The following is a 24,449-nucleotide window of genomic DNA, read 5'->3' as shown; positions in this document are numbered from 1 at the left end:
GATGATCCCCGTAATGAAAGTATGTAAATCACTGACGTGCGCCCACCGTCTGCCTCGCACATATCGACGTGCCGGGCAGCGTGGGAGAAAAACGGATGTTCCTGCCGGCAGCTAGGCGGGCTGGTCCAGCAGTTCGCTATTGAGCTTGTCGGTCACCAGCATGTAGCCCGGTGCATGGGTGATGCACAATTCGGGCCGGGCGGCGACGATGGCGGCCTGGGGCGTGACGCCGCAGGCCCAGAACACCGGCAGTTCATCGGCATGGATGGCCACCGCCTCGCCATAGTCGGGCTGGTTGATATCGGCAATGCCGATCAGGCTCGGATCGCCGATGTGGATCGGTGCACCATGCACCTGCGGAGTGCGCGCGGTGATCTGGATGGCGCGAATGGCATCGGCGGCCTTGAGCGGACGCATCGATACCACCGTGGGACCGCTGAAGACACCCACTGCTCGGGTCGGCAGATTGGTGCGATACATGGCCACGTTGCGGCCCTGGCTGACGTGGCGCAGCGGGATGCCGGCGGCCAGCAGCGCGTGTTCAAAGGAGAAGGAGCAACCCAGCGCGAAGCTCACCAGATCTTCTCGCCAGTACTCGCGCAGGTCGTTCACCTCGGCCACGCGCTCGCCGTTTCTCCATACGTGGTAGCGCGGCACGTCACTGCGCACGTCCAGGTCCAGGCCCAGCCCCGGCAGGGCCGGCGAGCCCGGTTCGGAGACGCCCAGCAAGGGACAGGGAACAGGATTGCGTGCGCAGAATTCACGGAAGTCCGCCGCCAGTGCCGCCGGCAAAATGGCCAGGTTGACCTGTACGTGGGCGCTGGCCACGCCGCTGGTGTGCCCGGTGAAGGCGCCGCTGCGGGCGGCCAGACGCACCTCCAATGCGCTCGATGCCGCCGATAGTGCGGCTGGCGTGGCGGACAAGGCGGTGGCAGTCTCTGGCATGGCGGTCTCCCTAGTTGACTGGAGCCGATCTTAGGAGCGTGCCGGGAGGTCGTCCAACAAAAAATTTATATCTTTTGTTATCGATTTTTTCGATGAGGACAATGGAAAATTCACTATAGCGATTTCCGTGCCAGCCCCTCATTTTTCTGCTGCGCGGCCTTTTGCTTGTGCGCGCCGCGCATGGTCCAGGGCCGAATCGAGCACCAGCTCGGCCAGACTGGAACTGGGGTCTTCGCGATAGCTGGCATGGATCTGCAAGGCGGCAAGAGTGGCTTCGCAGCGCAGGATGCGCAGCGGCAGGCGACGCGTCAGTTCACGCACCGAGGCCCGCGGCAGGGTGGCCACGCCAAAGCCGCCTTCGACCAGTTGCACCATGGCCGAGATCGAGGAAATGGCGTGCACGCGGGGATTGAGCACGCCCCATTCCTGGCACAGTTGCAGCAGTCCCTGGTGCGGCTGCGAGCCGCGCTGGAAGGTGATGAGGTCGTGCGCGGCCAGTTCATCCAGGGTATGCACGCGGGTACCGAAGCGCTCACGGTGGCCGACGAAGACCATGTCCATCGGCGTCATCAGCCGTGAACGCACGGCGGTGTCGCTGCCGACCGTGGAGGTGAAGACCAGGTCCAGAGCCCCGCGCCGGATCTGTTCGGTCAGCACCGGCGAGGTTTCCACGGTCAGTTCCAGTGCGAAGTCGGGATAGCGGCTGCGGATCTCCTGCAACCAAGCCGGCAGCCAGCTATGCACCACCGATTCGATGCTGCCGATGCGCAGCAGCAGCGGGCCGGCGCTGTTGCCACCGAGTTCCTGGCGGATCTGGCGCTGCATGTCGAGAAGCTTCACGGCCAGGCGCTGGAAACGCTGGCCGGCGACCGTCAGACGGAATTGTTTTTCACGTCGGTCCAGAAGGACCACCCCCAGCTCTTCCTCCAGCGAGGCGATGCGGCTGGACATGGTCGATTGCGTGATATGCAGCTTTTCAGCGGCGCGGGTGATGCTCTTGAGCGAGGCGGCCCAGTGGAAGGCTTCGACGAAACGCAGGTTCATGAGGGTCAGGTAGAGGAAGGTTGGACTCAAGGGGGACAGGCCCTAGATCGATTCTGCCCTATGGTACGATGGAGCACCATACGTGAAATGCGTATGGTTCGCGGATGGAAGCCGTATTCAAAGAAACGCGAATGTTTGAAGCCTACCGGGCGAACTATCTCTCGGATGAGGCATATGCTGAACTTCAACAGATGTTGATGAGGCATCCTCATGCGGGCAAGCTGATCAAGGATACGGGTGGACTAAGGAAGATTCGTTTTCCTGATGCACGCCGTTGCAAGGGTAAACGCGGGGGCTTGCGGGTCATCTATTATTTTTGGAGTGAAGAACGTCAGTTCTGGCTTTTTTCAATCTATGACAAAAATGAAATGGCTGACCTGACAGCCGAACAGCGCAAGCTGCTCAAACACGTTCTTGAAGATGAATTGGCCCGAGGGAAAACATCATGAAGAAGAAAAGAAACCTGTTCGACGAACTGATGGCCGGAGTCGAGGACATGGCCGCCGAGCGCAAAGGTAAGCTCACTTTACGCACTACCAAGGTGAAGCTATCGCCGGAACCTGTCTCGATTACTGCCGAAGAGATTCAGCGAGTCAGGAGCAAGGTACGTGTTTCGCAAGCCATCATGGCGCGCAGTCTGCGCGTCAATGCCCGCACCTATCAGAACTGGGAACAGGGCGTCTCCCGTCCGAATGCCCAGGCTGCCGTCTTGCTGAAGTTGGTTGATCAGGATCCTAGCCTCATCGCCCGCATCAGTTCTCTGGTCTGAGGCAACCCTGCGCAGTACTGCATTTCTTGCGCACTGCACCAAAATTCCCGTCGCTTGACACATCCCGCCTCGATACCTATCCTCCACAGCCATTGGTCCTACCTTTTGTCGCCTTTGCAAGTCGCGGCGACCGACCACATAGGCATTGCCGGTGCGGCAATGATTCATCCCTTCAGGTACGCATTCCGACAGCATGTCCTTTGATCCTATCGTCCAGAAATCGATTTCCGAGCAGGTCGCGCAGCGGCTGCTGACCATGATCCGTAGCGGGCTGCTCAAGCCTGACCAGCAATTGCCGCCCGAGCGCGAGCTGGCCGCCATGCTGGGGGTGGGCCGCCCTGCGGTACGGGAAGCCATCCGTGGGCTGGCGCTCTTGGGCCTGCTGCGCATCCGCCAGGGCGAGGGCACCTTCGTCAGTTCGCTGGAAACGCGCGAACTGCTGGAGCCGCTGGAGATGATCATCGACCTCAATCCCGGCACGCTGGAAGCGCTGTTCGATGCCCGCCTCATCATCGAGACCGGCGTGGCGGCGCTGGCAGCAACCCACATGCCAGAGGCCGAACTGGCGCGCCTGGCGCGCAATGTCGAGGATGAGGCACGCCTGTTGTCGGACCCGGCGGCGTTTTCGGCGGCGGACGTGGAGTTTCATGAAGCCATCATCGAAGCCTGCGACAATCCTTTCCTGCAAAGCATCGCCGGCAGCCTCTACATGCTGGGCAAGAAGAGCCGCTCCATCACCTCGCGCATTCCCTCCACGCTGGAACGCAGCCTGCAGGATCACCGCGACATCCTCGCTGCGCTCAAGGCGCGCGATCCGCACAAGGCTGCCGAGGCCATGCGCCACCACCTCTTGCGGGTGCGCGACGCCTATCGCAGCGCCGGGCGCAGCCAGGACGAATCGATCCACGACTGAGCCTGCCGCTAGTCTGAGCAGGAGCATCTGGTTCAAGATGGATAAGGTGCTGCCCTCAGGCAAGTTCTTGCCCTAATGCTTCACATTGCGTTACAAGCAGGGCAGGGCCAAAGCGCGGCGGCGCGGCTAGAATAGCGCCCATGCTCAAAGACAAGAAACTCTCCGCCTATGCGCCCTCGGCCACCCGGATCCGGGCGCGCTTCGTGGCCATTTCCTGGCGCGACCTGGCCGTCAGCTTCGGTCCCATCATCCTGTTGATCCTGGTGGGGGCCTGGCTGGTGATCTGGCTGATCCGACCGGCGCCGCCATCTTCCATCACCATTGCCGCCGGTCCCAAGGACAGCAATTTCTGGCGCGTGGCCGAGCGCTACAAGACCTTGCTGGCGCGGGATGGCATCCGGCTCGATATCGTGGAGACCGGTGGTTCGCTGGACAATCTCAAGCGCCTGGCCGATCCCGATCAGGACATCGACGTCGGTTTCGTCCAGGGTGGCCTGGCCAGCGCCGTACCGGCCGAGGCGCTGGAGTCGCTGGTGTCCTTGGGCAGCATTTCCTATGTGCCGGTATCGGTGTATTACCGAGCCCCACCGCCGCGCGAGGATGGCCGCCCGGTGCCACCGCTGCGCCAGTTGTCGGAGCTGGCCGGCAAGCGCATTGCCATCGGCGGACAGGGCAGTGGCTCCAGCGTGCTGGCCGCCACGCTCCTGAAAGCCAATGGCGTGGAAAACGGCGGCGCCACCCAGCTATTGAACATCGGCGGCGACGAGGCGGCCCATGCCCTCACCAGCGGCAAGATCGATGCCGCCTTCCTGATGGGCGATTCGGTCTCGGTGGCGACCATGGGCAAGCTGCTGCGCGCGCCCGGTATCCGACTGCTGGACTTTTCCCAGGCCGATGCCTACGTGCGGCGCTTCCGTTACCTCAATACCCTGAAGATGCCCATGGGCGTATTCGACCTGGCACACAACCTGCCGGCGCGCGATACCCTGTTGATCGCGCCCACGGCCGAGCTGGTGGCGCGCGACGACCTGCATCCGGCGCTCTCGGACCTGCTCATTGCCGCCGCCCGCGAAGTGCATGGCAAGGCCAACGTGCTGCAGAAGGCCGGCGAATTCCCGGCACCGCTGGAACATGAATATCCGATCAGCGACGATGCCGCGCGCTACTACAAGTCCGGCAAGACCTTCTTCTACCGCACCTTGCCCTTCTGGATGGCCAGCCTGCTGGACCGGGCGGTGGTGATCGTGCTGCCGGTGATCCTGTTGCTGATCCCTGGTATCCGCCTGGTACCGATGCTCTATGGCTGGCGCGTGCGCTCGCGCATCTACCGCTGGTATGGCGAACTGATCGCCCTGGAACGGGGCCTCACGCGCGACTCCCCCGAGCAACAGGCCGAGATGCTCAAGCGCCTCGATGAGATCGAGATCGCCGTGAACCGCATGAAGATGCCGCTGGCCTTTGCCGACCAGTTCTACGTACTGCGCGAACATATCGGCTTCGTCCGTGCCCGCCTGGCCGGCGGTGTGGCCTAGGCGCCACGGTGATCCGAGGCCGGCGGGGCAGGATGGACGGTTTGTTGTATGCTCGCCATGGCAGCCACAGTACTGTATAAAAAATACTGTGTATTCATACAGTACTGTGCTAAAGTGAAGCCTCCTACCGACAAGAAGAGGAATCGCTGCCATGACACACTTTGATCTTGCTTCCGACGCTCGTTTCGCTGTTGCATCTTCCAGCCCGTCCTCGCTGGCCATCCGCCTGGGTCGCCGCGAAATCTTCATCTGCCGTGATACCTATGTGCGCCGTTACCGGGTCAATCCGGTGATCGAGTGCAGTGCTGGCATCGAACCTGGTCACGTGGAAATCCTGTTGTTCCGCCGCTGGCTGATGGTGCTCTCGAAGGCACGCAACTGATGCGGCGCGCCCTTGATTGGCTGGTGGTCGATGCGCTGGGGCAGGTGGCTGGCGTGGACCCGCGTAGGCTGCCATGCCCGTCCAGGACGGGCGTGGTGCTTGAGTTGGGGGTGGCGGCCAATGATGATTCGGTGCGGTTGAAGGGGCTGCCGGTGGAAGGGGAATGGTGCGGGAGTCGTGAGTTCCGTGGTCCCTAAGTCAGTATCGGAAATACAGGATGCCCCATTCTGGGGCGTCCTCTTCTCTTGCAAGTTTTTTGGATGACTTGACCAAGTCAATGTGAGCAGGTTGCCCTAGTTCAAGTGCCCGGAAAACCTTCTCCGCAGTAGTAGCGTTTTTCATTTACCTCGGTGTAGTTTCCTCGAACGGGCAGCGAAAATCGGCCCAGAATTTCCAGATCGGAGGTTCATCGCTCTTCTTCCGGGTAACGCCAGAGCCCATTTACTAGATCAAAGTCGATGATTTCGCGACCTGTGTAGTGCTGATAAACAAGCATTGCTATTTTCCTTAACGATCCGCAGGTGCGCTGTGCCGTGAAAGATATCCTGATTTGTTTTAGTCGGTGAAAAGGCCCGCAGGAATCAGTTCACGAGAAATCCATTCCCAATTCACATTGCGGCCCTGACTGGAGGGCATCAGCTCGCCTTGTTTGGCCTCTATCCGATAATCCACGGAATCGGCTACCAACCAAAAGCCATCTAGGGGACAGCGCTCTCCAGTTCTCGCCCGTATCCTGGATGCAGGCAGACTTTCGTTCTGCTCGCTTGAGCATTTCTTACTTATTTTTTCGACAGCATCTTTGAGCGCAACAAAGAAATCCCATGTTCCAAGATCTCTATCGGTAAAGGGTGTGATATCCATCATGTAGAGCTGAAGATACCGTTGCGAAAAATAAGAAACTTCGTGCAATAACGTACCGGTTTTGTCGTGCATTCGCACTGTTGAATATCCGGGAATAGCACTGCCATCTCTTCTCTCCGCCGGGACAATCTCGAATTTCAGCCCGTCGCGCAGATCTTCAAAACGTGCATCTGAAAGGTGGCGGAACAACGTATATTCGGTCCCATCTGGAAGTCTGAAGAGCAAGATCCGGTCCGCTGTCCAATAAAGGTAATAACGCTTGCCATCGACTTCAGTAAAACTCCCTCGCACCGGGAGGGTGAACCTTGCCATGATCTCAAGCTCAGGCGTCACTCTCGGCTTTTCTGGATAACGCCATAGCCCGGTCGCTGGGTCGAAATCGATAATGTCATCTCCGGTCACATGATCAAAGATCAGCATCTTCATTTCCTTCATCTGCTCATCCGCATTTGCGGTGACCTTTGCGGTTTTTGAGAGAGCTTATCTCGTTGGGGAAAGCGATCATTCCATCGACTCTTGATCTTCTGGGAATTAGCTATTTTGTCTGCGGATATACACATGCCCGACATCTTTTCAATTCCGTTTTTCAGGCTGATAAAGAAATCCCACGAGGCTAGATTTCTATCGGTGAGCGGAGTGAAGTCGGCGAGATAGAGTGACTTGCCCGTCAATCTAGTATCTGAAATACATGACGCCACATGCAGGTTCATCACCATCTCTCGCTAGTTTTTTTGATGATTTGACTAAGTCAATGTGCGAGGGATTTGGTAGTTCTAGTGTATGGAAAACTGCTTCTGCAAGGCGAACGAAAGGCATCCATTTCCTGATCAAAATTGCACAAATCAAAGTGGGTGACAAAAAAAAGGCGATATCTAATAGCATCACGGCTCGGCTGGCAAAAAAATCGCGCCAAAACAGTACTTCACCGGTTTCCCAGTCAATGCTGATTAGTGATGCAAATACAAAGCAGACAATAGTGAAAATGCTTGACCATTTCATCGCATTTTTGATGTGACTTATTTTTCCTCTGGAGCAATGAGGGTACAAGGCGATGATTCTTTTTTCCTTGTTTATCATTCCTAATAGTTGGTAGTGATCGCCATTTGATTGAACAGCGACCTCTACTTCGTCACCTTCTTTAAACGGGCTGTGCCATAACCAACCGCTTATCCTATTGCCATTCAATTCGAACTGAACGTGATCTGCCTCTTCTTCCATGGAAGAAGAATAGTTGGATAGGATGGCCGCTTGTCCAGCAAGACCCGCAGCAGCAGATGCCACAGCAAATACGCTCAAATTTCGCTGATCATTTGGAGTAAAGAAGAAGCTCGCAGTTTCTCGAGAAGCTTTATAGTTCTGAATTCTGCCTGATAGCTTTTCAAGCCTTTTCTCATCAGTTGGTGCCGGGTGTTCGACAAAAAAGCTCATATTCTCCTCTCAATCATACATTTTCATCTCTTCGATTGTAGGTTTGGGAGCTGATTCCCAGAATCTATCATTAGATGGGGCGGCGGCAGGTGCTAGATCAATCGAAACCAATGCGCGATTGAGTGCCGTGGTTTGTGCTGCGCTAGAAAGAAAAGCAGCTTTAGTATTACGCTCTTTGCCAAAGGCACATAAAGAACACCAGCTTTGCAATTCGTCGTCGCTAAAAATCCAGATAAGAACTTGAAGAGTAAAGACTAAAAGTGATGCTCCTGTGCCAACGGCCATTAAAAGAATTCGACCAGCTACCAGAGTGTAGTTGCCCCCGCAATTCAGGACACTCAGACATCGTTAAGTTAGTGATGCTGCAGCCCGTCTGAACTCGCGAGGCGAGCGGTATTTCAGGGCCTTGTGCGGATGGTGCTCATTGTATTGCTCGAAGGCAGAGGCCAGATGTGTGAGCGCCGTGGGCACATCGGGCTTGTCCATGAAGGCGATGTAATCATGTTTCATCGTTTTTACGAACCGCTCCGCCATGCCGTTACTCTGTGGCGAGCGCACGGGCGTGGTCAAGGGCTCCAGTCCCAGCTCGCGCGCGAAGCTGCGTGTGCGATGGTCGATGTAGGCAGAGCCGTTGTCGCTGAGCCATTCAATCACCTCTGGAGTCTGCGTGCTCCCAAACCGCTGCTCTACGGCAGCCAGCATCACGTCGCGCACGACATCCCCGCTATGCCCACCGGTAGTGGCCGCCCAGCTGATGGCCTCACGGTCACAACAATCCAGCGCAAACGTCACTCGCAATGCAGACCCGTCATCGCAACGGAATTCGAAGCCGTCCGAACACCAGCGCGCATTACTTTGCTTGACCGCTACGCGACCATCGTGGCGTCGATTGTCACGTCTCACACCAGGGCGGCGCAGCAGCAACTCGTGCTCTCGCATGACGCGATAGACCCGCTTATGGTTCACGCACGCCTGGCCCAGGGATTCCCGGCTACGTCGCAGCAAAGCCCAGATGCGGCGATAGCCATAGCTCGGCAAGCTCGCAACATGCAGTTCAATCTCTTCGAGCAAGCCGCTGTCGTCGACTTTGCGAACACTGCGGCCATCTCGCCATTCCGGGCTCCGGGCTCGTTTTACTGCCACTGCAGAGCGCGCCACACCGAGAACGTCACAAACCACTTTCATTGGTCGTCCTCCGGCAGCAAGGGCGAGCGCGCAATCAGGTTTTTTGACCGGCCCCATTCGACGGCCTCGCGCAGAATCTCGTTCTCCATGCTCTTCTTGCCCAACAGCCGCTGCAGTTCTTTGATTTCCTTGATGGCCGCGGCCAGCTCCGAGGCCGGCACTACCGTCTCGCCAGCCTTGACGGCAGTCAGACTGCCTTCCTGGTACTGCTTGCGCCAACCAAACACCTGGTTCGCGTTCACCCCGTGTCGCCTGGCAACGGCTGATACGGAAGCTCCAGGAGCCAAGGTCTCCTGGACGATGGCTATTTTCTCTTGGGGCGTGCGTCTTCTGCGACGCTCCGGCTCGGTCAGAATCTCGATATGGTCCACGGTTTGCCTAGTCGTAAAACTGGTCATAAGACTGTCCTCTATTTTAAGAGAGTCTTCGTGTCCTGAGATTCAAGGGGCTATTCCACAGAGTGATTTCTTTCTTTATGATCTGTGCAGCAGTATCTAAAAATATGCCTTTTATCAGGCCCCTTATATAGGGAGTGGAATATGTCATTGCAGTTGCAATCGACATGCATGAACTGATACTTCCGGCAATTATCTTTAAGAAATATAAGCCAGAGATAAAGAGTTCACCTTGATCGTTCTTATTTTTATAGTCTCGGTAATCGAGAACGGCTCCAACTAAAGCACTTCCAGCGCTCAATAATCCTCCAAAAAGCTTAAGCTTCTGATAGCTCCAAAGCGAAGCTCCCTTGTCAAAGTCGCCGTTAATATCCTTGGTCATTCCCTTGATGGCAGTCGATGCGACATCAAACAATCCGCTGGTGATTGTCATGCTCGATGCCGCCAGGCCCAGCCAGCTCTTTGCATCATTTTTCTGCTTGCAGGCATCCATCATCTTGGCAAAATTCACACCTTCGATGAGCATCACCAACAGTGCCGCACGAACGTCCTTGATCGCATTTCCTGAACTCTCGCTTTTTCTGAATTCTGTCCATGCCCTGCGCATATTGTCGACTTGCGCTGCCTTCATCTGAGGCCGCTCACTTGCAAGAAAAGTTTCGGCAGTACTCAATCGACTGATCATCAGCTCACGGGCGACGCCTTCATTGAGGGCTTGTGCTTGAATCAGCTGAAGTGAATCCATCGGGTCAACCAGCAAGCGGATGTTCAACAGATGCTGAACCATTTTCTCCCCGGCATAATCAAGGATTCCGTTGATGCGAAAAAACTTCATGATGGCATCGCCAGTGGCCATGATCTGGAAGTCGATGCCTTTGGTCTTGATGGGCTTCAGTTGTACATTGAATGCCATGGAGCCTTTTTCGGAGGCCGCCTTGACGTTGGCATTGTAGATGCTGAGCGCTTTCTTGTAGGTGTCCACAGTGGCCTTCAGACTCTTTTGGCCGACGGCTAGCCAGTCAATGCTGCTGGCGATGATCTTCTTGTCGTTCTTTTGCTTGGCCTCTTGAAGATAGGCATCCAGTTCGGGCATGGCGTCGATTTGGTTCAATGCCATGGCGCGCCACAAAAGGTTGGTCTCCGTTGCCTTCATTTCGGTGACCCAAGCGGTAATTTTCTCTTTTCCTGAGCGACTGTCATTCATGCCGAAGATGGCACGTCCTATCTGATCGTCGAAAGCCACACCATCGCGGACGCTTTTGCCATGAAATTCGGTCAATGCATCAATCAGGTTCTTGGCGCCCAGCCAACTGACCAAGTCAGTCGTGCGCTCTTCGGCGATTCGCGAGACAGTCGTCTGAAAGTCCTTGAAATTCTTCTTGAAGGCAAGGTATAGCGGCTTGTCCAGCTTGTCCTCATATTTTTGCCAGGCACCGGCACGAGCATCTTCGACGTTCTTATCTTTGAATGTGGCTCTTCTATTCAAGAATTGATCAGCTTGCGCGCGAAGCTTGGCGAGTTCCTTGCTACGTGCAGGCTCTGGCATCTGGTTGACATGCCCCAGCAGATAGGAAGAATCGACCACGTTAGGTGGAACGGTCTTGGCGCGCAGATCGTCAATGAAATCGCAGATTTCCGCGGTGCGGGCTTGTTCTTGAGGGGAGAGTTGGGCCGCCCTCGCACGAATGCCTAAGGTTTCAGGTTGCGATCGCATGATCGGGTTTTCCTGATTCTCTTTCATCTTTTGGGCGGCGCGCTCTCCGAGAACTTCTTTCAGTCCATCGATAGTCACCATGGCCGCAACTTCCAATTCCAGTTCATCGAGGTACTTCTGCGACCAGCCAACGACTTCGTTGCGAAAGCCATTGAGTTCATGGGCGATCCCAATGGCGTCCCACAGCGCAATGACCAACGGCTGATGATCGGAACCCTTGGGGTTTTTCCCTATCTCGCTCATTAACTTGGAAAGAGCCTCACTTTCCTTTGCCCGGCTGACTGCCGTATGCACCGTGCTTTCTCGTTTGAGATAGGCAGAAAAATAAGCACCATTTTTCTGAGGCTTGCTGATCTTCGGGACATTACTCTTATTGAGGCTTTCAGCGAGAAAATTGGTCTTGTATTCGAGGATATGTTCTATGTTGCTCTTGGTCGCAGGCAACCCGTGCCGGTAGCCGCCCGCAGTAATCCATGTCGCCGGCAGAAAGGTCTGCATACGGCGATCCCGGAGCTTGGTGTCTTTTTCGAAATCCGCCAAGGTCTCATCGCTCCAGATATGTTCGGAAAACGCAATCCAGATACGCTTGCATTTCTCGGGCGTCTCGATGGTAATGACCGAAGCAGGAAGATTGTGACCATCACGTGAGCATTGCGGTTCACTGTCTACGGTCTTGATGGCATTGACGGAGGGCATCTTCCACAGGGTTCCGGCTTCCGATACTCCATAGACTTCCCACTTGATGTGACTGCCGCGCGGATGCTTTTCGTGGAAGATATAAACGAAACCTGCTCTGAGGGTGCGTAAGGCGTACTTGTGATGGGCCAATTTCACATCGGTTACCTTATTGCCCATCGGTGGGGGGACAGTGGCATCGATATCTATCGGTACCACGGCATAACGTGCCGGTAGAATGGCAAGCCCGCTCTTATTACAGTTTGGACATTGAGGGTTTTGGGGGTTAGTGCAAGCCATGATTAAACCTTCTCGTGCAGATGAAATGCCAAACGATCGGCGCTATCGCCGATCACCTCTTCAAGAGCCGGGCCATAGAAATCGCCTGTGCGTGTTTTATCCCACACTAATTGAAGTAGAGGATGAAGATGAAAACCAGAACCGATATCCAAGGCATGTCTGGCAAACAGCGCCTTATCCGTAAGGTCTCGGATGCCATAGGAGGGAGCAATGTGGAGCGCATCAAGAGCCGCGCGATCCCAATCAGGCTTGCGCGATAGTACTTCTCGGCATTCTGGATTTGCAGAACACAAGTCAAGCCAAGCGGCATGAACCGCGGCATAGTTTTCTACTTCATCCCATTGGCGCTCGCTCAAGGACAGTGTATCCGTAGGCAGCGCCTGATCTCCATAGATACCTGCTTCGTTTGCGGGCCCTTGAGTGAGCAGTTCCCCTGTGCGACTAATGGAGAATATCTTCTCTGCCGGACCAAGCATGAGCTGGCGCTGGCGAAGTTCCAGAGATGGCCAAAGCCACTCCCGTACAGCCGGGTCATGAAATCGCAACAACTTGGCAAGGCCTTGTCGATAGTGAAGGTGACATGTCCGAGCCCAGTAATGGCCGAGTTCGGAGGAGGAACCGTTTGCAGCAACCCAGCCGCATATCGGTTGCCCGTTCATGTTCCGCAAGCTATCAAGGCTCCACGCACGGCAAGCCAGTTCCACGCTACGAGCAAGAACATCGCTATCTTTACTGCGCGATAAATCGAGTCGCACGAGATAGGGCGCGTAACGTAGGTCGAAGCGTGGGTGCTTGATCGGCACTCTGAATTTTCGTTCCTCCACAAGAAGGCCGCCTTCAAAGGGATCGCTTTGGGCAGGATTCACCCATAGCAGGCAGTGCCGGCCCGGTGGTCCGGCAAAAATGGAGTGGAGCGCCAAGACATGTTTGTCCCAGCTTGATGCCATGAGAAATTGCTCCGGTTGATCTCGAGACATGAGTAAGTCGTGGTCTTTTTTGAATGGTTATAAGGTTTGGGTGCCCGCGAGGGCGGCACTGGCGTCTTTGCTTGCTTGCGCGCATCCCTTGATCTCCCCGGTTCCCATCGCCAATCCAGACGAACTCCCCTGCGGCCCAGTCAACTCCTTCACACTCCCCCTGAACTCCATCGCCCCCGGCCCATGCACTTCGATATTGCCGCCCTCCAGCTTGATCCACGCCCCTTGCGCACTGAACTGCACATGCTGCTTGCCGGTGATCTGCACATCCTTGCCCACACTGGCCACCGTCAACTGCTTGGCCGAGGTCAGCGAGGTCTGTCCTGAGGGGCTATGCACACTCACCTTGCCGGAGGCCGCGTGCAAGGCGATGCCGCTGTCCTGCACCGGCTTGCTGCTGTTGCTGACCTTGCCGTAGGTGAACAGGCTGATGCCGGACTGGGCCAGGTGGTGCAGGTTGCCTTGGGCGATCTGGTTGATGTCCTTGCCTGCGGTCACGCTGCTGGTCACGCCGGCGGCCAGGATGGCGCTGGCCGGGGTGGTGGCGGCGATGCCGGCCGGGCTGGAGAGTTGCAGTTGCGGAGCGCTGAAGGCAGGGGCAGCGCTTGAGGCGCCTTCACTGCCATCGTCGCCGCCACTGCTGTTGCCGGCTGAAGCCGTGGCGCTCGCCTTGAGCACCTCGACCGACTGCGCCAGCGACTCCACCGCAGGCAACTTGCTTGCCTCTGCTTCGCCGTCGAATTTGGCGTTGTGCTTCTGCGCGGTCTCGGCCAGTTGCTTCTGCTTTTCGACACTGTCAGCCAGTTGCGAGAGCGCTCCTCGCACATCCAGTTGAGCGCCGCTGCTCTTTTCGGTCGAGACCAGCAAGCCCTGGCCTGCACGCACCGCTGCGCTGTAACGGGTCTTCAGTTCAAAGCCCTGGCCGGTGGCGGCCAGGCGTTGGTTGTCGGTCTGCTGGCGCAAGGCGCCCAGGTTGAGTTCGCTGGCGCCATCGTGGGCGTCGGTGTGCTGCTGGAGCGAGGCGCGCGACTGGCCGGGGGTGTCGTCAAACACCAGCTGCTGGTAGGCGCCCGCGCCACCTTGACTGGCGCTCATGGCCTGGGTCTTGATACCCGAGAGCACCGCCGCATGATGGTGCGCATCGCTGTCGCCAGGGAACCAGGCCGGGGCATTGCCGGTGGCGGCGCCTGCGCCCTGGCCGGCCTGGTTGCCCTGGGCATTGGCTAAACCCTTGCCGTTGTAGAGCGTGCCAATGACCACCGGGCGGTCGATGTCGCCTTCGATGAAATCGATCAGCACTTCCTGGCCGATGCGGGGCACGGCCTGGCCGCCCCAGTTGGCGCCGGCAGTCGGCGCCAGTCCGGCCAGCACGCGTACCCAGGTGCCGGAGGCTTCATTGGCCGGTGCCCCGCTATGATCGTCAGGGGCGGGTGAGCTCAGGCCGCTGTGGCTGCGCTCGCCACGCTGCCAGTGAAACTGTACGCGCACACGGTTGTCGCGATCGGTGTGCACCGCTTGTCCCTGGGCGCCGACCACCACGGCGGTCTGCTGGCCGGTGACGGTGGGCTTGGCATACAGGGCTTGGCCATCGGCAGCGGTGAGCAAGGGGCGATAGGGGATCTTGTCGCGGATGGCTTCGAAACGATTGCGATAGACCGGTCGCGCCTCGCCCGGCGCCGGGTTCAAGGCCGCATCCAGCAGGCTGCCCTGGTCATCTTCGTCGGCCAGTACGGCTTGGCCCAGCAGTGTCATGACCTCGCTCTTGAGGTCGGCATTGAGGTTGTTGTGGGCCTGGTGGACCACCCGCAGCAGGACGAAGCGGTCATTGTCGCCGCCGACATGGTCGGCGTGGCCGCTCAGGGTGAAGGTGGTGCCGGGGACGAAGCTGCGCACCGTGCCGGCGCCGGTGAAAATCTTGTTGCGCACTTCGATGGCCTGCATCTGGAGCTTGGCCTGGCGTTCGGCCTGGACGCGGTTTTCGTTGGCGTAGAGGCCGGGGGCGTCGCGGCTGACCAGGGCCAAGGCGGGGGCGCCGCTGTCGGCGGCGGTGGCGCTGGTGGCTTCCCGCACGGCGGCCTGGCGGTAGTCCCAGGTGAGAATTTCCACGGCATTGGTCTGCCAGCGACGCACGCTGCGCCAGCGGTCGATGCTGTCTTGCGCCATCACGGCGCTGGATTGGCTGAAGGCGACGCTGGCGCGCGCATTGTCCTTGAAGCTGCCGTTGTGATCGGCGATGACCATGGTGTGCGCGCCCAGGCTGGGGCTGTTGCTGTGGCCCTGGTGTTCGATGTAGTAGAACATGCCTTCTTCGGCCAGCAGGCGGCTGATGAAGGCCAGATCGCTTTCCTGGTATTGCGTGACCAGGCTGCGCCGGGCATAGACGCTGCTGTCCTGCAGGTCCAGGCGCCACTGCGGTTGCAGCTTGCCTTGGCCCTGGTAGTCGCGCAAGACGGCTTCGATGACTTCAGGCACGGTCATGTCCTGGTACACCGCGCTATCGCGACGATGGCGCAGGAAGGATAGCCACGGTTCGATGGTCAGCAGATAACGGGCCATGCCGCCATTGGCGCCTTGCAGCGTGCTTTGGGTGATGTGGCCATGGAAGTGGCGGGCGGCGCCATCGGTCTGCAATACCAGCAGCACCGGTTGACCGATGAGCTTGCGCAGCGACAGGTGGGCGTCCAGGCTCAGGCAGGATAGTTGCAGGCGATAGCCGGCGATGGCCTCGTCGATGTCGCCGCCCTCCAGGAGCGGGCTGATGGTTTCGACGGCCTGGAGTTTTTCGGCCATCAGGCCGTCGAGACCGGCGTCGCTGTCTGGCGACATGAACAGGCGCATGACACGCGAGGATTGGTGCCAGGCACCAAGAAGGGAGGCGGGAAGTGTGGGCATGATCACAGGAGGGTTGCATTGGCATTCCGGGGAATGCGACCTGGCCAGCTTCTTGATCTGCGTTGTGACTGGCCTATCCGGGCGAACTTAACAACTGGGCGATAGACCAGATGCCTAAGCCTGGGTTCCCTATCCAGTGATAATGACTATTTAGGTTGACTATCGATTAACGATCCAATACAGAGCGAGCGTTTCAGGCGGTTTGCCTGGCATCGGCACTGTAGAAAAAATCTTCATATGCCGTTTGGTCAGCCCTGCACGCTCGCGCCCTCGGCCGCGCCAGGAAAGGTCACCAGATGCGTTACGTCCAAGCGGATGCCTATCCATTCACCTATCGCGTGATCGTGATGGGAGGGGACCAGCGACAGCAGTTGCTGGCCATTCTCCAGGGCCAGCGTATAGAGGAATTGCGCACCCCGGAAGGACTTGCGCAGCACTCTAGCCTTGAAGGGGGAGGCGTCATCGTGCAGCACGTCGTCAGCGCGCAAGAGCACGTCCACCTGGGTCGGGCTGGGGGAGGGGGCTTGCAACGGGATCCCGCGCAGCAAACCGGCGGCGGTCTGCACTTCGATCTGCGGCGAGGCGCCCGTTGTCACCGGTTGCAATTGCCCGCGCAGCAGGACGCCATGCCCGATGAAATCGGCCGCAAAGCGGGTGGCCGGGCGATGGTAGAGGGCGTAGGGGCTATCCCATTGTTCCAGCCGTCCGTGGCGCATCACGCCCACCACGTCGGCCACGGCAAAGGCTTCCAGTTGATCGTGGGTGACCATCAGGGCGGTGGTGCCGGTGCGCTTGAGGATGTCGCGCACGTCATGCGCCAGGCGCTCGCGCAATTCCACGTCCAGGCTGGAAAACGGTTCGTCCAGCAGCAGCAGGCGCGGTTGCGGGGCCAGTGCGCGTGCCAGCGCGATGCGTTGCTGCTGGCCACCGGAGAACTGGTGCGGGAACTTGCGGCCGGCCTCAGGCAGGCCCACCAGGTCCAGCATCTGCGTCACGATCTGCTCGCGTTGCGTGCGTGCCATGCCGCGCAGGCCGAAGCCGATGTTGGCCGCCACGTCCAGATGCGGGAACAGCGCGAAATCCTGAAACACCATGCCGATGCGGCGCGCTTCGGCCGCCACCCGCACGCCATCGCCTTCGAGCAATTGGCCATCCAGCAGGATGCGTCCCGCCTGCGCCGGTTCCAGGCCGGCCACGGCGCGCAGCAGACTGGTCTTGCCGCTGCCGGAAGGGCCGATCAGCGCGCCCAGCTCGCCCGGCTGCAGGCGCAGCGAGACGGCATCGACGGCGGCAGTGGCGGTGCGGGGATAGCGGATGCTGAGGTGCTCGACTTCCAGAAACATGGGCAGGCTCGATGAAATGGTTACAATTCGCGTTTGTCTCGGTGGCTGCAGTGTAACGCATGGGCCGGGGGACTTCCTTTTTTCTGGCCTCTTCCAGTCTTCCTGCTATGCACATCATCGCTTTGCTCGCTGTCCTGATCGCCTTGCCCCTGTTGGGCATCCTCGCTGCCTGGCTGGGGCTGGATGCCGCCGGGGTCGATAGTCTGCGCCAGCAGGCCCAGACCGTGCTGCCCGGTTACCTGGCCACTTCCGGCTGGCTGGCGCTGCTGGTGCCGCTGGGGGTGGTGCTGGTGGGTGGGGCGACGGCGGTGACGGTGAGCCTGTTCGAGTTCCGCGGGCGGCGTTGGCTGTCGTGGGCCTTGCTGCTGCCGATGGCCATGCCGGCCTATGTCTCGGCGTATGCCTATACCGATTTCCTGCAATACGCCGGCCTGGTGCAGAGCACACTGCGCGGCTGGTTCCCGGGCTGGCGCATGGATGTGCGCGGCTTGCCGGGGGCGATCTGCATGTTCGTCTTCACGCTCTATCCCTATGCCTACCTGCTGGCGCGCAATGCCCTCTGCGAGCGCGGTACGCATCTGATGGAAGCGGCGTGCATGTTGGGTACGCCCCTGTCCGCACGTATCGTGCGCGTGGCCTTGCCGCTGGCGCGTCCGTCCCTGGCCGCAGGCGCTGCGCTGGCCTTGATGGAGACGCTGGCCGACTATGGCGTGTCGGCCTATTTCGGGCTGACCACGTTTACGACCGGCATCTACAAGGCCTGGGTGGTACTCGATGACCGTCTCGCTGCGGCCCAATATGCCTCCTTGCTGCTGCTGTTCGTGGCGCTGCTGCTGTGGCTGGAGCGGCGCGAACAGGGCCGGATGCGCTTTGCGGCCTCGCGTGGCGGGCGCGGCAGCGATGGCGCCGAGGCGCGCTTGCCGCGTCTGTCGCGCGGGCCGACGCTGCTGGCCTGGCTGGTATGCGCGCTGCCGGTGGTGCTGGGTTTCCTGCTGCCGGTGGCGATCCTGCTGCATCTCTGGTGGGGCGAGCTGGGACGGGCGCCAGCCGGCCTGGACATTGCCGCGCCGGCCTTCGACCTGGGCCGCTATGCGGGCTGGGTGTGGAACAGTTTCCGCTTCGGCGGCTTGGCGGCATTCATAGCGATTGGGCTGGCGCTGGCCCTGTGCTTTGCGTTGCGCACGGGTGGCCTGCCCCGCTTGCAGGGGGCGCTGCTGCGCCTGACGGCACGCCTGGCCGGCATGGGGTATGCCATTCCCGGTTCGGTCATTGCCGTGGGCATCCTGCTGCCGGTGGCCTGGCTGCAGGCGCTGTGGCCGGCAGCGGGACTGGGTGTGCTCTTGACGGCCACCTCGCTGGGCGTGATCTATGCGTATCTGGTACGCTTCACGGCGGTTGCGGTGCAGTCGGTGGAGTCGGGCTATACGCGCATTCCGGCCAGCCTCGATGAAGCGGCGCGCACCCTGGGCAGTGCGCGCGCGGTGATTGCCTGGCGCTTGCACATGCCGCTGTTGTGGCGTTCGCTGGCGGTGGCGGCGCTGATGGTGTTCGTCGATGTGGTCAAGGAATTGCCGGCCACCTTGCTGCTGCGTCCCTTCGATACCGACACCCTGGCCGTGATCGCCCACAACCTGGCGCGCGATGAGCGCCTGGGCGAGGCGGCGCTGCCGGCCTTGTCCATCGTGCTGGTGGGGCTGGCGCCGGTGCTGCTGGTGATGCGGGCGCTGGATGGCCGGCGCAATGCGGACTTGCAAAGCGGCGTTCCGCCCGCATGATGCCAGCACGCAAAGACCAACCAAGGGCGTAGCCAGGGGGCTGCGGCCACTCTCTGGAGAAACCATGAGCCAATACGATTACGACCTCTTCACCATCGGCGGCGGCTCCGGTGGCGTGCGCGCGGCGCGCTTCGCCGGTCAGGCCGGCGCCCGCGTGGGGCTGGCCGAGAAGGGCGAGCTGGGCGGCACCTGCGTCAATGTCGGGTGCATCCCCAAGAAGCTCATGTCCTATAGCGCGCATTACCACGAAGACTTCGCCGATGCCGCCGGTTACGGCTGGACCTTGCACAGCCAGCCCAGCTTCGACTGGTCGGCCCTGATCGCCAACAAGGATCGCGAGATCGCCCACCTCAACAACATCTACCAGCGCCTGCTCGATGGCGCCAACGTCACGCTGCATCGCGGCTTTGCCACGGTGGAGGATGCCCATACCGTCAACGTCGATGGCCAGCGCTTCACCGCCCGTCACATCCTGGTGGCCACCGGCGGCCATCCCGACAAGCCGCAGATTGCGGGCAGCGAATGGGGCATCACCTCCGACGAATTCTTCCACTTGCCGGGTCTGCCCCAGCGCGCGGTGGTGCTGGGCGGCGGCTATATCGCGGTGGAACTGGCTTCCATCCTCAATGGCCTGGGCAGCGAGGTGACCCTGGTGTATCGCCGCGAACGCCTGTTGCGCAACATGGATGCGGATCTGGGCATCCACCTGGCCGATGAAATGGCCAAGAAGGGCATCCGCCTGATCTTCAACGCCAGTATCGATGCCATCGAGGCGGCCCATGCCGGGCCAGACAGCCTCAAGCAGGTGCATCTGACCAATGGCGAAACCCTGGCCGCCGAGTGCGTGCTCTTTGCTACCGGGCGCACGCCCAATACGCGCGGGCTGGGGCTGGAGCAGGCCGGTGTGGCGCTCAAGGAAAACGGCGCGGTGCTGGTCAACGACAATTTCGAGAGCAGCGTTCCCTCGATTCTCGCCGTGGGCGACGTGATCGACCGCGTGGCCTTGACGCCGGTGGCGCTGGCCGAGGCCATGGCGGTGGTGGCGCGCCTGTTCGGCCAGGGCGAACGCAGCATGTCCTATCGCAATATTCCGACCGCGGTGTTCAGTCATCCCAACGTAGGCACCGTGGGACTGAGCGAAGAACAGGCGCGTAGCGAGCATGGTGAAGTAAAAATCTTCAAAACCGACTTCAAGCCGCTCAAGAACACCCTTTCGCGCAATACCGAACGCACTTTTATGAAGCTTGTGGTCGATGCCAAGAGCGACCGGGTGCTGGGCGTGCACATGGTCGGCGGCGACGCCGGCGAGGTGATCCAGGGCTTTGCGGTGGCCCTGCAATGCGGTGCCACCAAGGCGCAGTTCGATACCACCATCGGCATCCATCCGACCTCGGCCGAGGAGTTCGTCACCCTGCGTACACCGGTGGCCTGATCCTGCGTCAGAGCGGAAGAGCACTCACCGCCACAGCGCGTAGCCGATGCGCAATTGCGGGTGATCCTTCTGGTTGTAGGTCAGCAGACTTTCACCATAGCCGTAGAAGTAGCTGGCCATCAGGTAGCCGGCCGTGCCGGGCAGCAGGCGCGAGAGCGGGTAGGTGACCTGGGTCTCGGCGCTGTACTTGCCCCCCAGCCGGCCCTTGCGCAGCATGGTCGCCACTTCCACGCCATCGGGTTTGCCATAGGCCAGCTTCAGGTCCAGGTGACCACGGTAGTCGCCGATGTCCGGGTTGTCGCGGGTGGGGCCGAGATAGGCATAGACCTTGGGGGTGACCTTGAAGTGATAGTCGTTGAGGTTGCCGAAGTTGAAGGTCGGTTCGATGAAGTAGGTATTGATGCTGCGCGAGGCGGTGCCATCGCGGCCGTTGGATTCGTGCTCCAGGCCGGTGGCAATGCCGATGCGGCTGAAGATGCGATTCTGGATACCTACGTCCGGCAGGTAGTAGTACAGGCTGGGGCGATAGCTGGTATCGCGGAAGGGCGCCGACGGGACCGACAGGTCCCACAGCGAGAACTGCGTGTAGCCCAGGTAGAGATTGTCCAGCAGGCCGCGCGAGCGCGGATCGTCGGGCACGAACAGGCGGAACTTGAAGCTGAGCTGGAAGCGCGCATGGGTCTCGCCTTGGTTGTGGCCCACCGTGAAATACATCGGCTCATTGAAGGACAGGCGGCGATTGTTGGAGAGGATGTCCTCGGCGGCCGGCGCGCTGTCCAGCGGCGAGGCATTGACGCCGGGCGTCAAGACGGTGGCTGAGGGCGCCACCGGCGCCACCTTGCTGCTGGAGTCGGCCAAGGGCGCATTGATCAGGTCGGGCGAGGCCGCCAATGGCCCCAGCGCGGCATCCGGGCGCACCACCGCCACCAGCACCGGCGCGGCATCGATGCCGATCGGTTCGATGCGCACCATGCCGCGCAGGCGCTCGGGCAGCACGCCGCGATAGTGCACCTTGCGCAATTCTCCCTGCTTGAGGGTAAGGCTGTCGCTGCCATCGATGCGCTGCAAGGCGATCTGCTGGGGCGGGATCATGTCGGCCGAGGCCGCCACCAGCAGGGTGGCCGGCAAGGTATAGCTGCGCTGGGCCTGCTCATCTTCGGTCACCAGCAGGGTCAGTTCCAGCGGCTTGCTGGCATCGATGCGCTTGGGGGGCTGCACCAGGGCGATGCCAGCCTGGGCCGGCGTGGCCAGGTACAGCGGGGCGCCCAGGCTGCACAGGAGCAGCGCCAGACGACGTCGGGGGCGGAGGAGACTGAGCATGGTTTCCTTGTTAGCGATCTGTTTTGATGGGGTCTGTATTGTTTTAATTTTGCATCTTGTTGTGCTGTGATGGCATTATTTGGCCGCAATTAGAACAGATCGACAGTTGCCCATAAAGTTGCCATTCGCGGTATGGAGGTGTCAAAATGACAAGGGGGTATTTCCTGATTGCGGGACAATGCCGCGCCTTCTAAGCTTGGTAACAAGGATTCATCTTTGCCAAGTCTGCGGTGAATCTTCATATTCACTGTCCCCGTACCTGATACCTGATCCGCTGCACCGTCCGCCATGCTCATCGCCCACTACGACAAGCTGCTGGTTGTCGTCTCCCTGCTGGTTGCCATCCTCGCCTCCTATACGGCGCTGGACATGGCCGAGCGCATCAGCACCAGCAACCACCTGTATTCGCGGGCGGCGCGCTTCTGGCTGGCCGGGGGCGCCATTGCCATGGGGGTGGGCATCTGGTCCATGCACTTCATCGGGATGCTGGCGTTTCGCCTGCCCATCGCGCTGGGCTACGATGCCTGGATCACGCTGGTCTCGCTGCTCATTGCCGTGCTCACCTCGGGCTTTGCATTGTGGATCGTGACCCGGGCCGAACTGCCGCTGCGGCGCCTGTTGGGCAGCGCCGTGCTGATGGGTTCGGGCATTGTCGCCATGCATTACACCGGCATGGCCGCCATGCGGATGCAGCCGGGCATCGACTACGACCTGGTGCTGTTCGTGGGCTCGGTGATCATTGCGGTGGTGACCTCGGCCACCGCCCTGTGGATCGCCTTCAGCCTGCGCCGCAACACCCCGCATGTGAGGGTCGCGCGCGCCGGTGCTTCGGTGGTGATGGGCCTGGCCATCGTCGGGATGCACTATACCGGCATGGCCGCAGCCAGCTTTCCGCGCGGGGCGGTGTGTCTGGCCGCGCGCGAAGGCGTGGGCAGCGGCTGGCTGGCCATCCTCATCATCGTGGTCACGCTGGCGGTCCTGACCATCGCCTTGTTGACCTCGGTGCTGGATGCGCGACTGGAGTCGCGCACCGCCAAGCTGGCCCGTTCCCTGGCCGAGGCCAATGAAGAATTGACCCAGATGGTCTTGCACGATCATCTCACCAAGCTGCCCAACCGTACCCTGCTGGAAGACCGTCTGACCCAGGCCATCCACAAGGCGGCGCGCACCCAGGGTCATTTCGCGCTGATGTTCATGGACCTGGATGGTTTCAAGGCCATCAACGATTCGCTGGGCCACCATGTGGGCGATCGCCTGCTGGTGGAGGTGGCGCGTCGGCTCAGTTCCATCATGCGCGCCCAGGATACGGTGGCGCGCCTGGGCGGCGATGAATTCGTGATCCTGGTGGAACTGGAGCAGCCGGAAGGCGCCATGCCGGTGGCTGAGAAGCTGGTGGAAGTGGTCAATCAAGCTTTCACGCTGGCCCAGCAGGAGCTGCGGGTCTCGGCCAGTGTCGGCATTGCGATTTACCCGGAAGACGGCGCCACCCGCCATGATCTGGTCATCAATGCCGACGCCGCCATGTATCACACCAAGCGCGCCGGCCGTAACGGCTACCACTTCTTCGAGCCCTCGATGAATGCCAACGCCCATCATCAGTTGCAATGGCTGCAGGAGTTGCGGGTGGCGGTGGAGCGCAAGCAGTTGCGGCTGGTCTACCAGCCCAAGTTCGGCCTGCCCGATGGCCAGGTGCTGGGCGCCGAAGCCTTGCTGCGCTGGCAGCACCCGCAACGCGGCCTGGTGGGGCCGGATGAATTCATCGGCCTGGCCGAGCGTTCCGGCCTGATCATTCCGATCGGCGCCTGGGTGCTGGACGAAGCCTGCCGCCAGATGCGCCAATGGCTGACCCTGGGGTATGCCCACTGGAAGATCGCGGTCAACCTGTCGGCGCTGCAGTTTGCCGATCCGCACCTGGTGGAGGTGGTGCGCACCGCCCTGGACAAGCATCAACTGCCGCCGCATTGCCTGACCCTGGAAGTGACCGAATCCACCGCCATGCACGATACCGAGGCCAGCTTGCAGACCCTGCAGAAGATTGCCGAGCTGGGCGTGGAGATTGCCATCGACGACTTCGGCACCGGCTATTCCAGCCTGCTGTACTTGAAGCGTCTGCCGGCCCATGAATTGAAGATCGACCGTGGTTTCGTGCGCGACTTGAGCGAGGGCAGCGAAGATGCCGCCATCGTCTCGGCCATCGTGGCGCTGGGGCGGGCGTTGCGCCTGCGCATCGTGGCCGAGGGTGTGGAGACCGAGGGGCAGCAGCAATTCCTGGCGGCGGCGGGCTGCCACGCGCTGCAGGGCTACCTGCGCGGACGGCCGATGGCGCCCGACTTGTTCCTGCAGACCATGCGCGAGCAGCAAAAGAGCGCGGCCTGATCCGGTAAATTGGCCGTGGCAAGGGCTCTTATTCCATGGATTGCGGCGCGGCGCTTGATGCAAAGATGATTACATAGAGGAAGGCTGGTGTAATGGGCCTTCCAGGCAGGCTCCTGAGGGGGAGGTCGGGGCGGACGGCTCGTATTGGCGTCCGTCCCTTTTTTGTTGGGATGCGCCGAGTTCAGATGTCA

At 60.1% G+C, this 24,449-nt stretch carries 20 protein-coding genes; 9 read left to right on the top strand and 11 right to left on the bottom strand.

Annotated features, from left to right (window positions below):
* Positions 1–111: 111 nt before the first annotated feature.
* Both RC54_RS17650 and RC54_RS17645 read right to left on the bottom strand, forming a co-directional pair.
* On the bottom strand, positions 112–945 hold the full coding sequence (locus RC54_RS17650; protein ID WP_058896306.1) for a putative hydro-lyase: 834 nt from the start codon (positions 943–945) through the stop codon (positions 112–114).
* Positions 946–1,083: 138 nt separating this feature from the next.
* The gene (locus RC54_RS17645) at positions 1,084–1,989 is read right to left on the bottom strand and encodes a LysR family transcriptional regulator (RefSeq protein WP_061790548.1); all 906 of its coding nucleotides are present in this window, start codon (positions 1,987–1,989) and stop codon (positions 1,084–1,086) included.
* A gap of 104 nt (positions 1,990–2,093) precedes the next feature.
* Here RC54_RS17645 and RC54_RS17640 point away from each other — a divergent pair, with 104 nt between their 5' ends.
* From RC54_RS17640 to RC54_RS17615, 6 genes are all read left to right on the top strand, one after another.
* Complete coding sequence (locus RC54_RS17640; protein ID WP_058896304.1) at positions 2,094–2,438, top strand: type II toxin-antitoxin system RelE/ParE family toxin; 345 nt, start codon at positions 2,094–2,096, stop codon at positions 2,436–2,438.
* Entirely contained in the window at positions 2,435–2,758 is a 324-nt protein-coding gene (locus RC54_RS17635; protein ID WP_044531392.1) for a helix-turn-helix domain-containing protein, read from the top strand. Before RC54_RS17640 ends, RC54_RS17635 begins: the two co-directional genes overlap by 4 nt.
* A 193-nt stretch (positions 2,759–2,951) precedes the next feature.
* The gene (locus tag RC54_RS17630) at positions 2,952–3,671 is read left to right on the top strand and encodes a FadR/GntR family transcriptional regulator (RefSeq protein ID WP_058896303.1); all 720 of its coding nucleotides are present in this window, start codon (positions 2,952–2,954) and stop codon (positions 3,669–3,671) included.
* A 140-nt stretch (positions 3,672–3,811) separates the two neighbouring features.
* A complete protein-coding gene (locus RC54_RS17625; RefSeq protein ID WP_017452986.1) occupies positions 3,812–5,203 on the top strand; it encodes a TAXI family TRAP transporter solute-binding subunit in 1,392 nt (463 codons plus the stop codon).
* A 151-nt stretch (positions 5,204–5,354) separates the two neighbouring features.
* Positions 5,355–5,585 carry a hypothetical protein gene (locus tag RC54_RS17620; RefSeq protein WP_017452985.1) on the top strand — a complete coding sequence of 77 codons (231 nt, stop codon included), beginning with the start codon at positions 5,355–5,357 and terminating at the stop codon, positions 5,583–5,585.
* Positions 5,585–5,782, top strand: a complete 198-nt coding sequence (locus RC54_RS17615) for a hypothetical protein (protein ID WP_058896302.1) — start codon at positions 5,585–5,587, stop codon at positions 5,780–5,782. The genes RC54_RS17620 and RC54_RS17615 overlap by 1 nt, the downstream gene beginning before the upstream one ends.
* Before the next feature lie 358 nt (positions 5,783–6,140).
* Here RC54_RS17615 and RC54_RS17610 read toward each other — a convergent pair whose 3' ends face one another.
* The 8 genes from RC54_RS17610 to RC54_RS17575 form a co-directional block, all read right to left on the bottom strand.
* Positions 6,141–6,881, bottom strand: a complete 741-nt coding sequence (locus RC54_RS17610; protein ID WP_058896301.1) for a hypothetical protein — start codon at positions 6,879–6,881, stop codon at positions 6,141–6,143.
* Between the two features lie 237 nt (positions 6,882–7,118).
* A complete protein-coding gene (locus RC54_RS17600) occupies positions 7,119–7,874 on the bottom strand; it encodes a putative type VI secretion system effector (RefSeq protein ID WP_082803205.1) in 756 nt (251 codons plus the stop codon).
* Between the two features lie 9 nt (positions 7,875–7,883).
* Complete coding sequence (locus tag RC54_RS25365; protein ID WP_164471223.1) at positions 7,884–8,159, bottom strand: hypothetical protein; 276 nt, start codon at positions 8,157–8,159, stop codon at positions 7,884–7,886.
* 63 nt (positions 8,160–8,222) lie between these two features.
* A protein-coding gene (locus RC54_RS17595) for an IS3 family transposase (protein WP_123020402.1) occupies positions 8,223–9,457 on the bottom strand; the annotation gives its coding sequence in 2 pieces (ribosomal slippage) (positions 8,223–9,097 and positions 9,097–9,457; 1,236 coding nt in all).
* 16 nt (positions 9,458–9,473) lie between these two features.
* The gene (locus tag RC54_RS17590) at positions 9,474–12,143 is read right to left on the bottom strand and encodes a T6SS effector BTH_I2691 family protein (RefSeq protein ID WP_164471222.1); all 2,670 of its coding nucleotides are present in this window, start codon (positions 12,141–12,143) and stop codon (positions 9,474–9,476) included.
* A gap of 2 nt (positions 12,144–12,145) precedes the next feature.
* Positions 12,146–13,120, bottom strand: a complete 975-nt coding sequence (locus RC54_RS17585; protein WP_082803166.1) for a DUF4123 domain-containing protein — start codon at positions 13,118–13,120, stop codon at positions 12,146–12,148.
* A 27-nt stretch (positions 13,121–13,147) separates the two neighbouring features.
* Positions 13,148–16,012: a type VI secretion system Vgr family protein gene (locus tag RC54_RS17580; RefSeq protein WP_255221006.1), complete on the bottom strand. Its 2,865-nt coding sequence runs from the start codon at positions 16,010–16,012 to the stop codon at positions 13,148–13,150.
* A 248-nt stretch (positions 16,013–16,260) separates the two neighbouring features.
* The gene (locus RC54_RS17575) at positions 16,261–17,355 is read right to left on the bottom strand and encodes an ABC transporter ATP-binding protein (protein ID WP_061790168.1); all 1,095 of its coding nucleotides are present in this window, start codon (positions 17,353–17,355) and stop codon (positions 16,261–16,263) included.
* A gap of 107 nt (positions 17,356–17,462) precedes the next feature.
* Between RC54_RS17575 and RC54_RS17570 the strand changes: the two genes are divergently transcribed.
* Together RC54_RS17570 and gorA are read left to right on the top strand one after the other, a co-directional pair.
* The gene (locus tag RC54_RS17570; protein WP_061790169.1) at positions 17,463–19,130 is read left to right on the top strand and encodes an ABC transporter permease; all 1,668 of its coding nucleotides are present in this window, start codon (positions 17,463–17,465) and stop codon (positions 19,128–19,130) included.
* Positions 19,131–19,194: 64 nt separating this feature from the next.
* Positions 19,195–20,562, top strand: a complete 1,368-nt coding sequence (gene gorA, locus RC54_RS17565; protein ID WP_061790170.1) for a glutathione-disulfide reductase — start codon at positions 19,195–19,197, stop codon at positions 20,560–20,562.
* 24 nt (positions 20,563–20,586) lie between these two features.
* Here gorA and RC54_RS17560 read toward each other — a convergent pair whose 3' ends face one another.
* Positions 20,587–21,882, bottom strand: a complete 1,296-nt coding sequence (locus RC54_RS17560; protein ID WP_061790171.1) for a phospholipase A — start codon at positions 21,880–21,882, stop codon at positions 20,587–20,589.
* A gap of 288 nt (positions 21,883–22,170) precedes the next feature.
* On the opposite strand from RC54_RS17560, the gene RC54_RS17555 reads away from it, so the two are divergent.
* The gene (locus RC54_RS17555) at positions 22,171–24,258 is read left to right on the top strand and encodes a putative bifunctional diguanylate cyclase/phosphodiesterase (RefSeq protein WP_061790172.1); all 2,088 of its coding nucleotides are present in this window, start codon (positions 22,171–22,173) and stop codon (positions 24,256–24,258) included.
* Positions 24,259–24,449: the final 191 nt, after the last annotated feature.

Source organism: Herbaspirillum rubrisubalbicans (assembly GCF_003719195.1).
Taxonomy (GTDB): Bacteria; Pseudomonadota; Gammaproteobacteria; order Burkholderiales; family Burkholderiaceae_D; genus Herbaspirillum; species Herbaspirillum rubrisubalbicans.
This window is presented reverse-complemented; position numbering and strand designations above follow the sequence as displayed.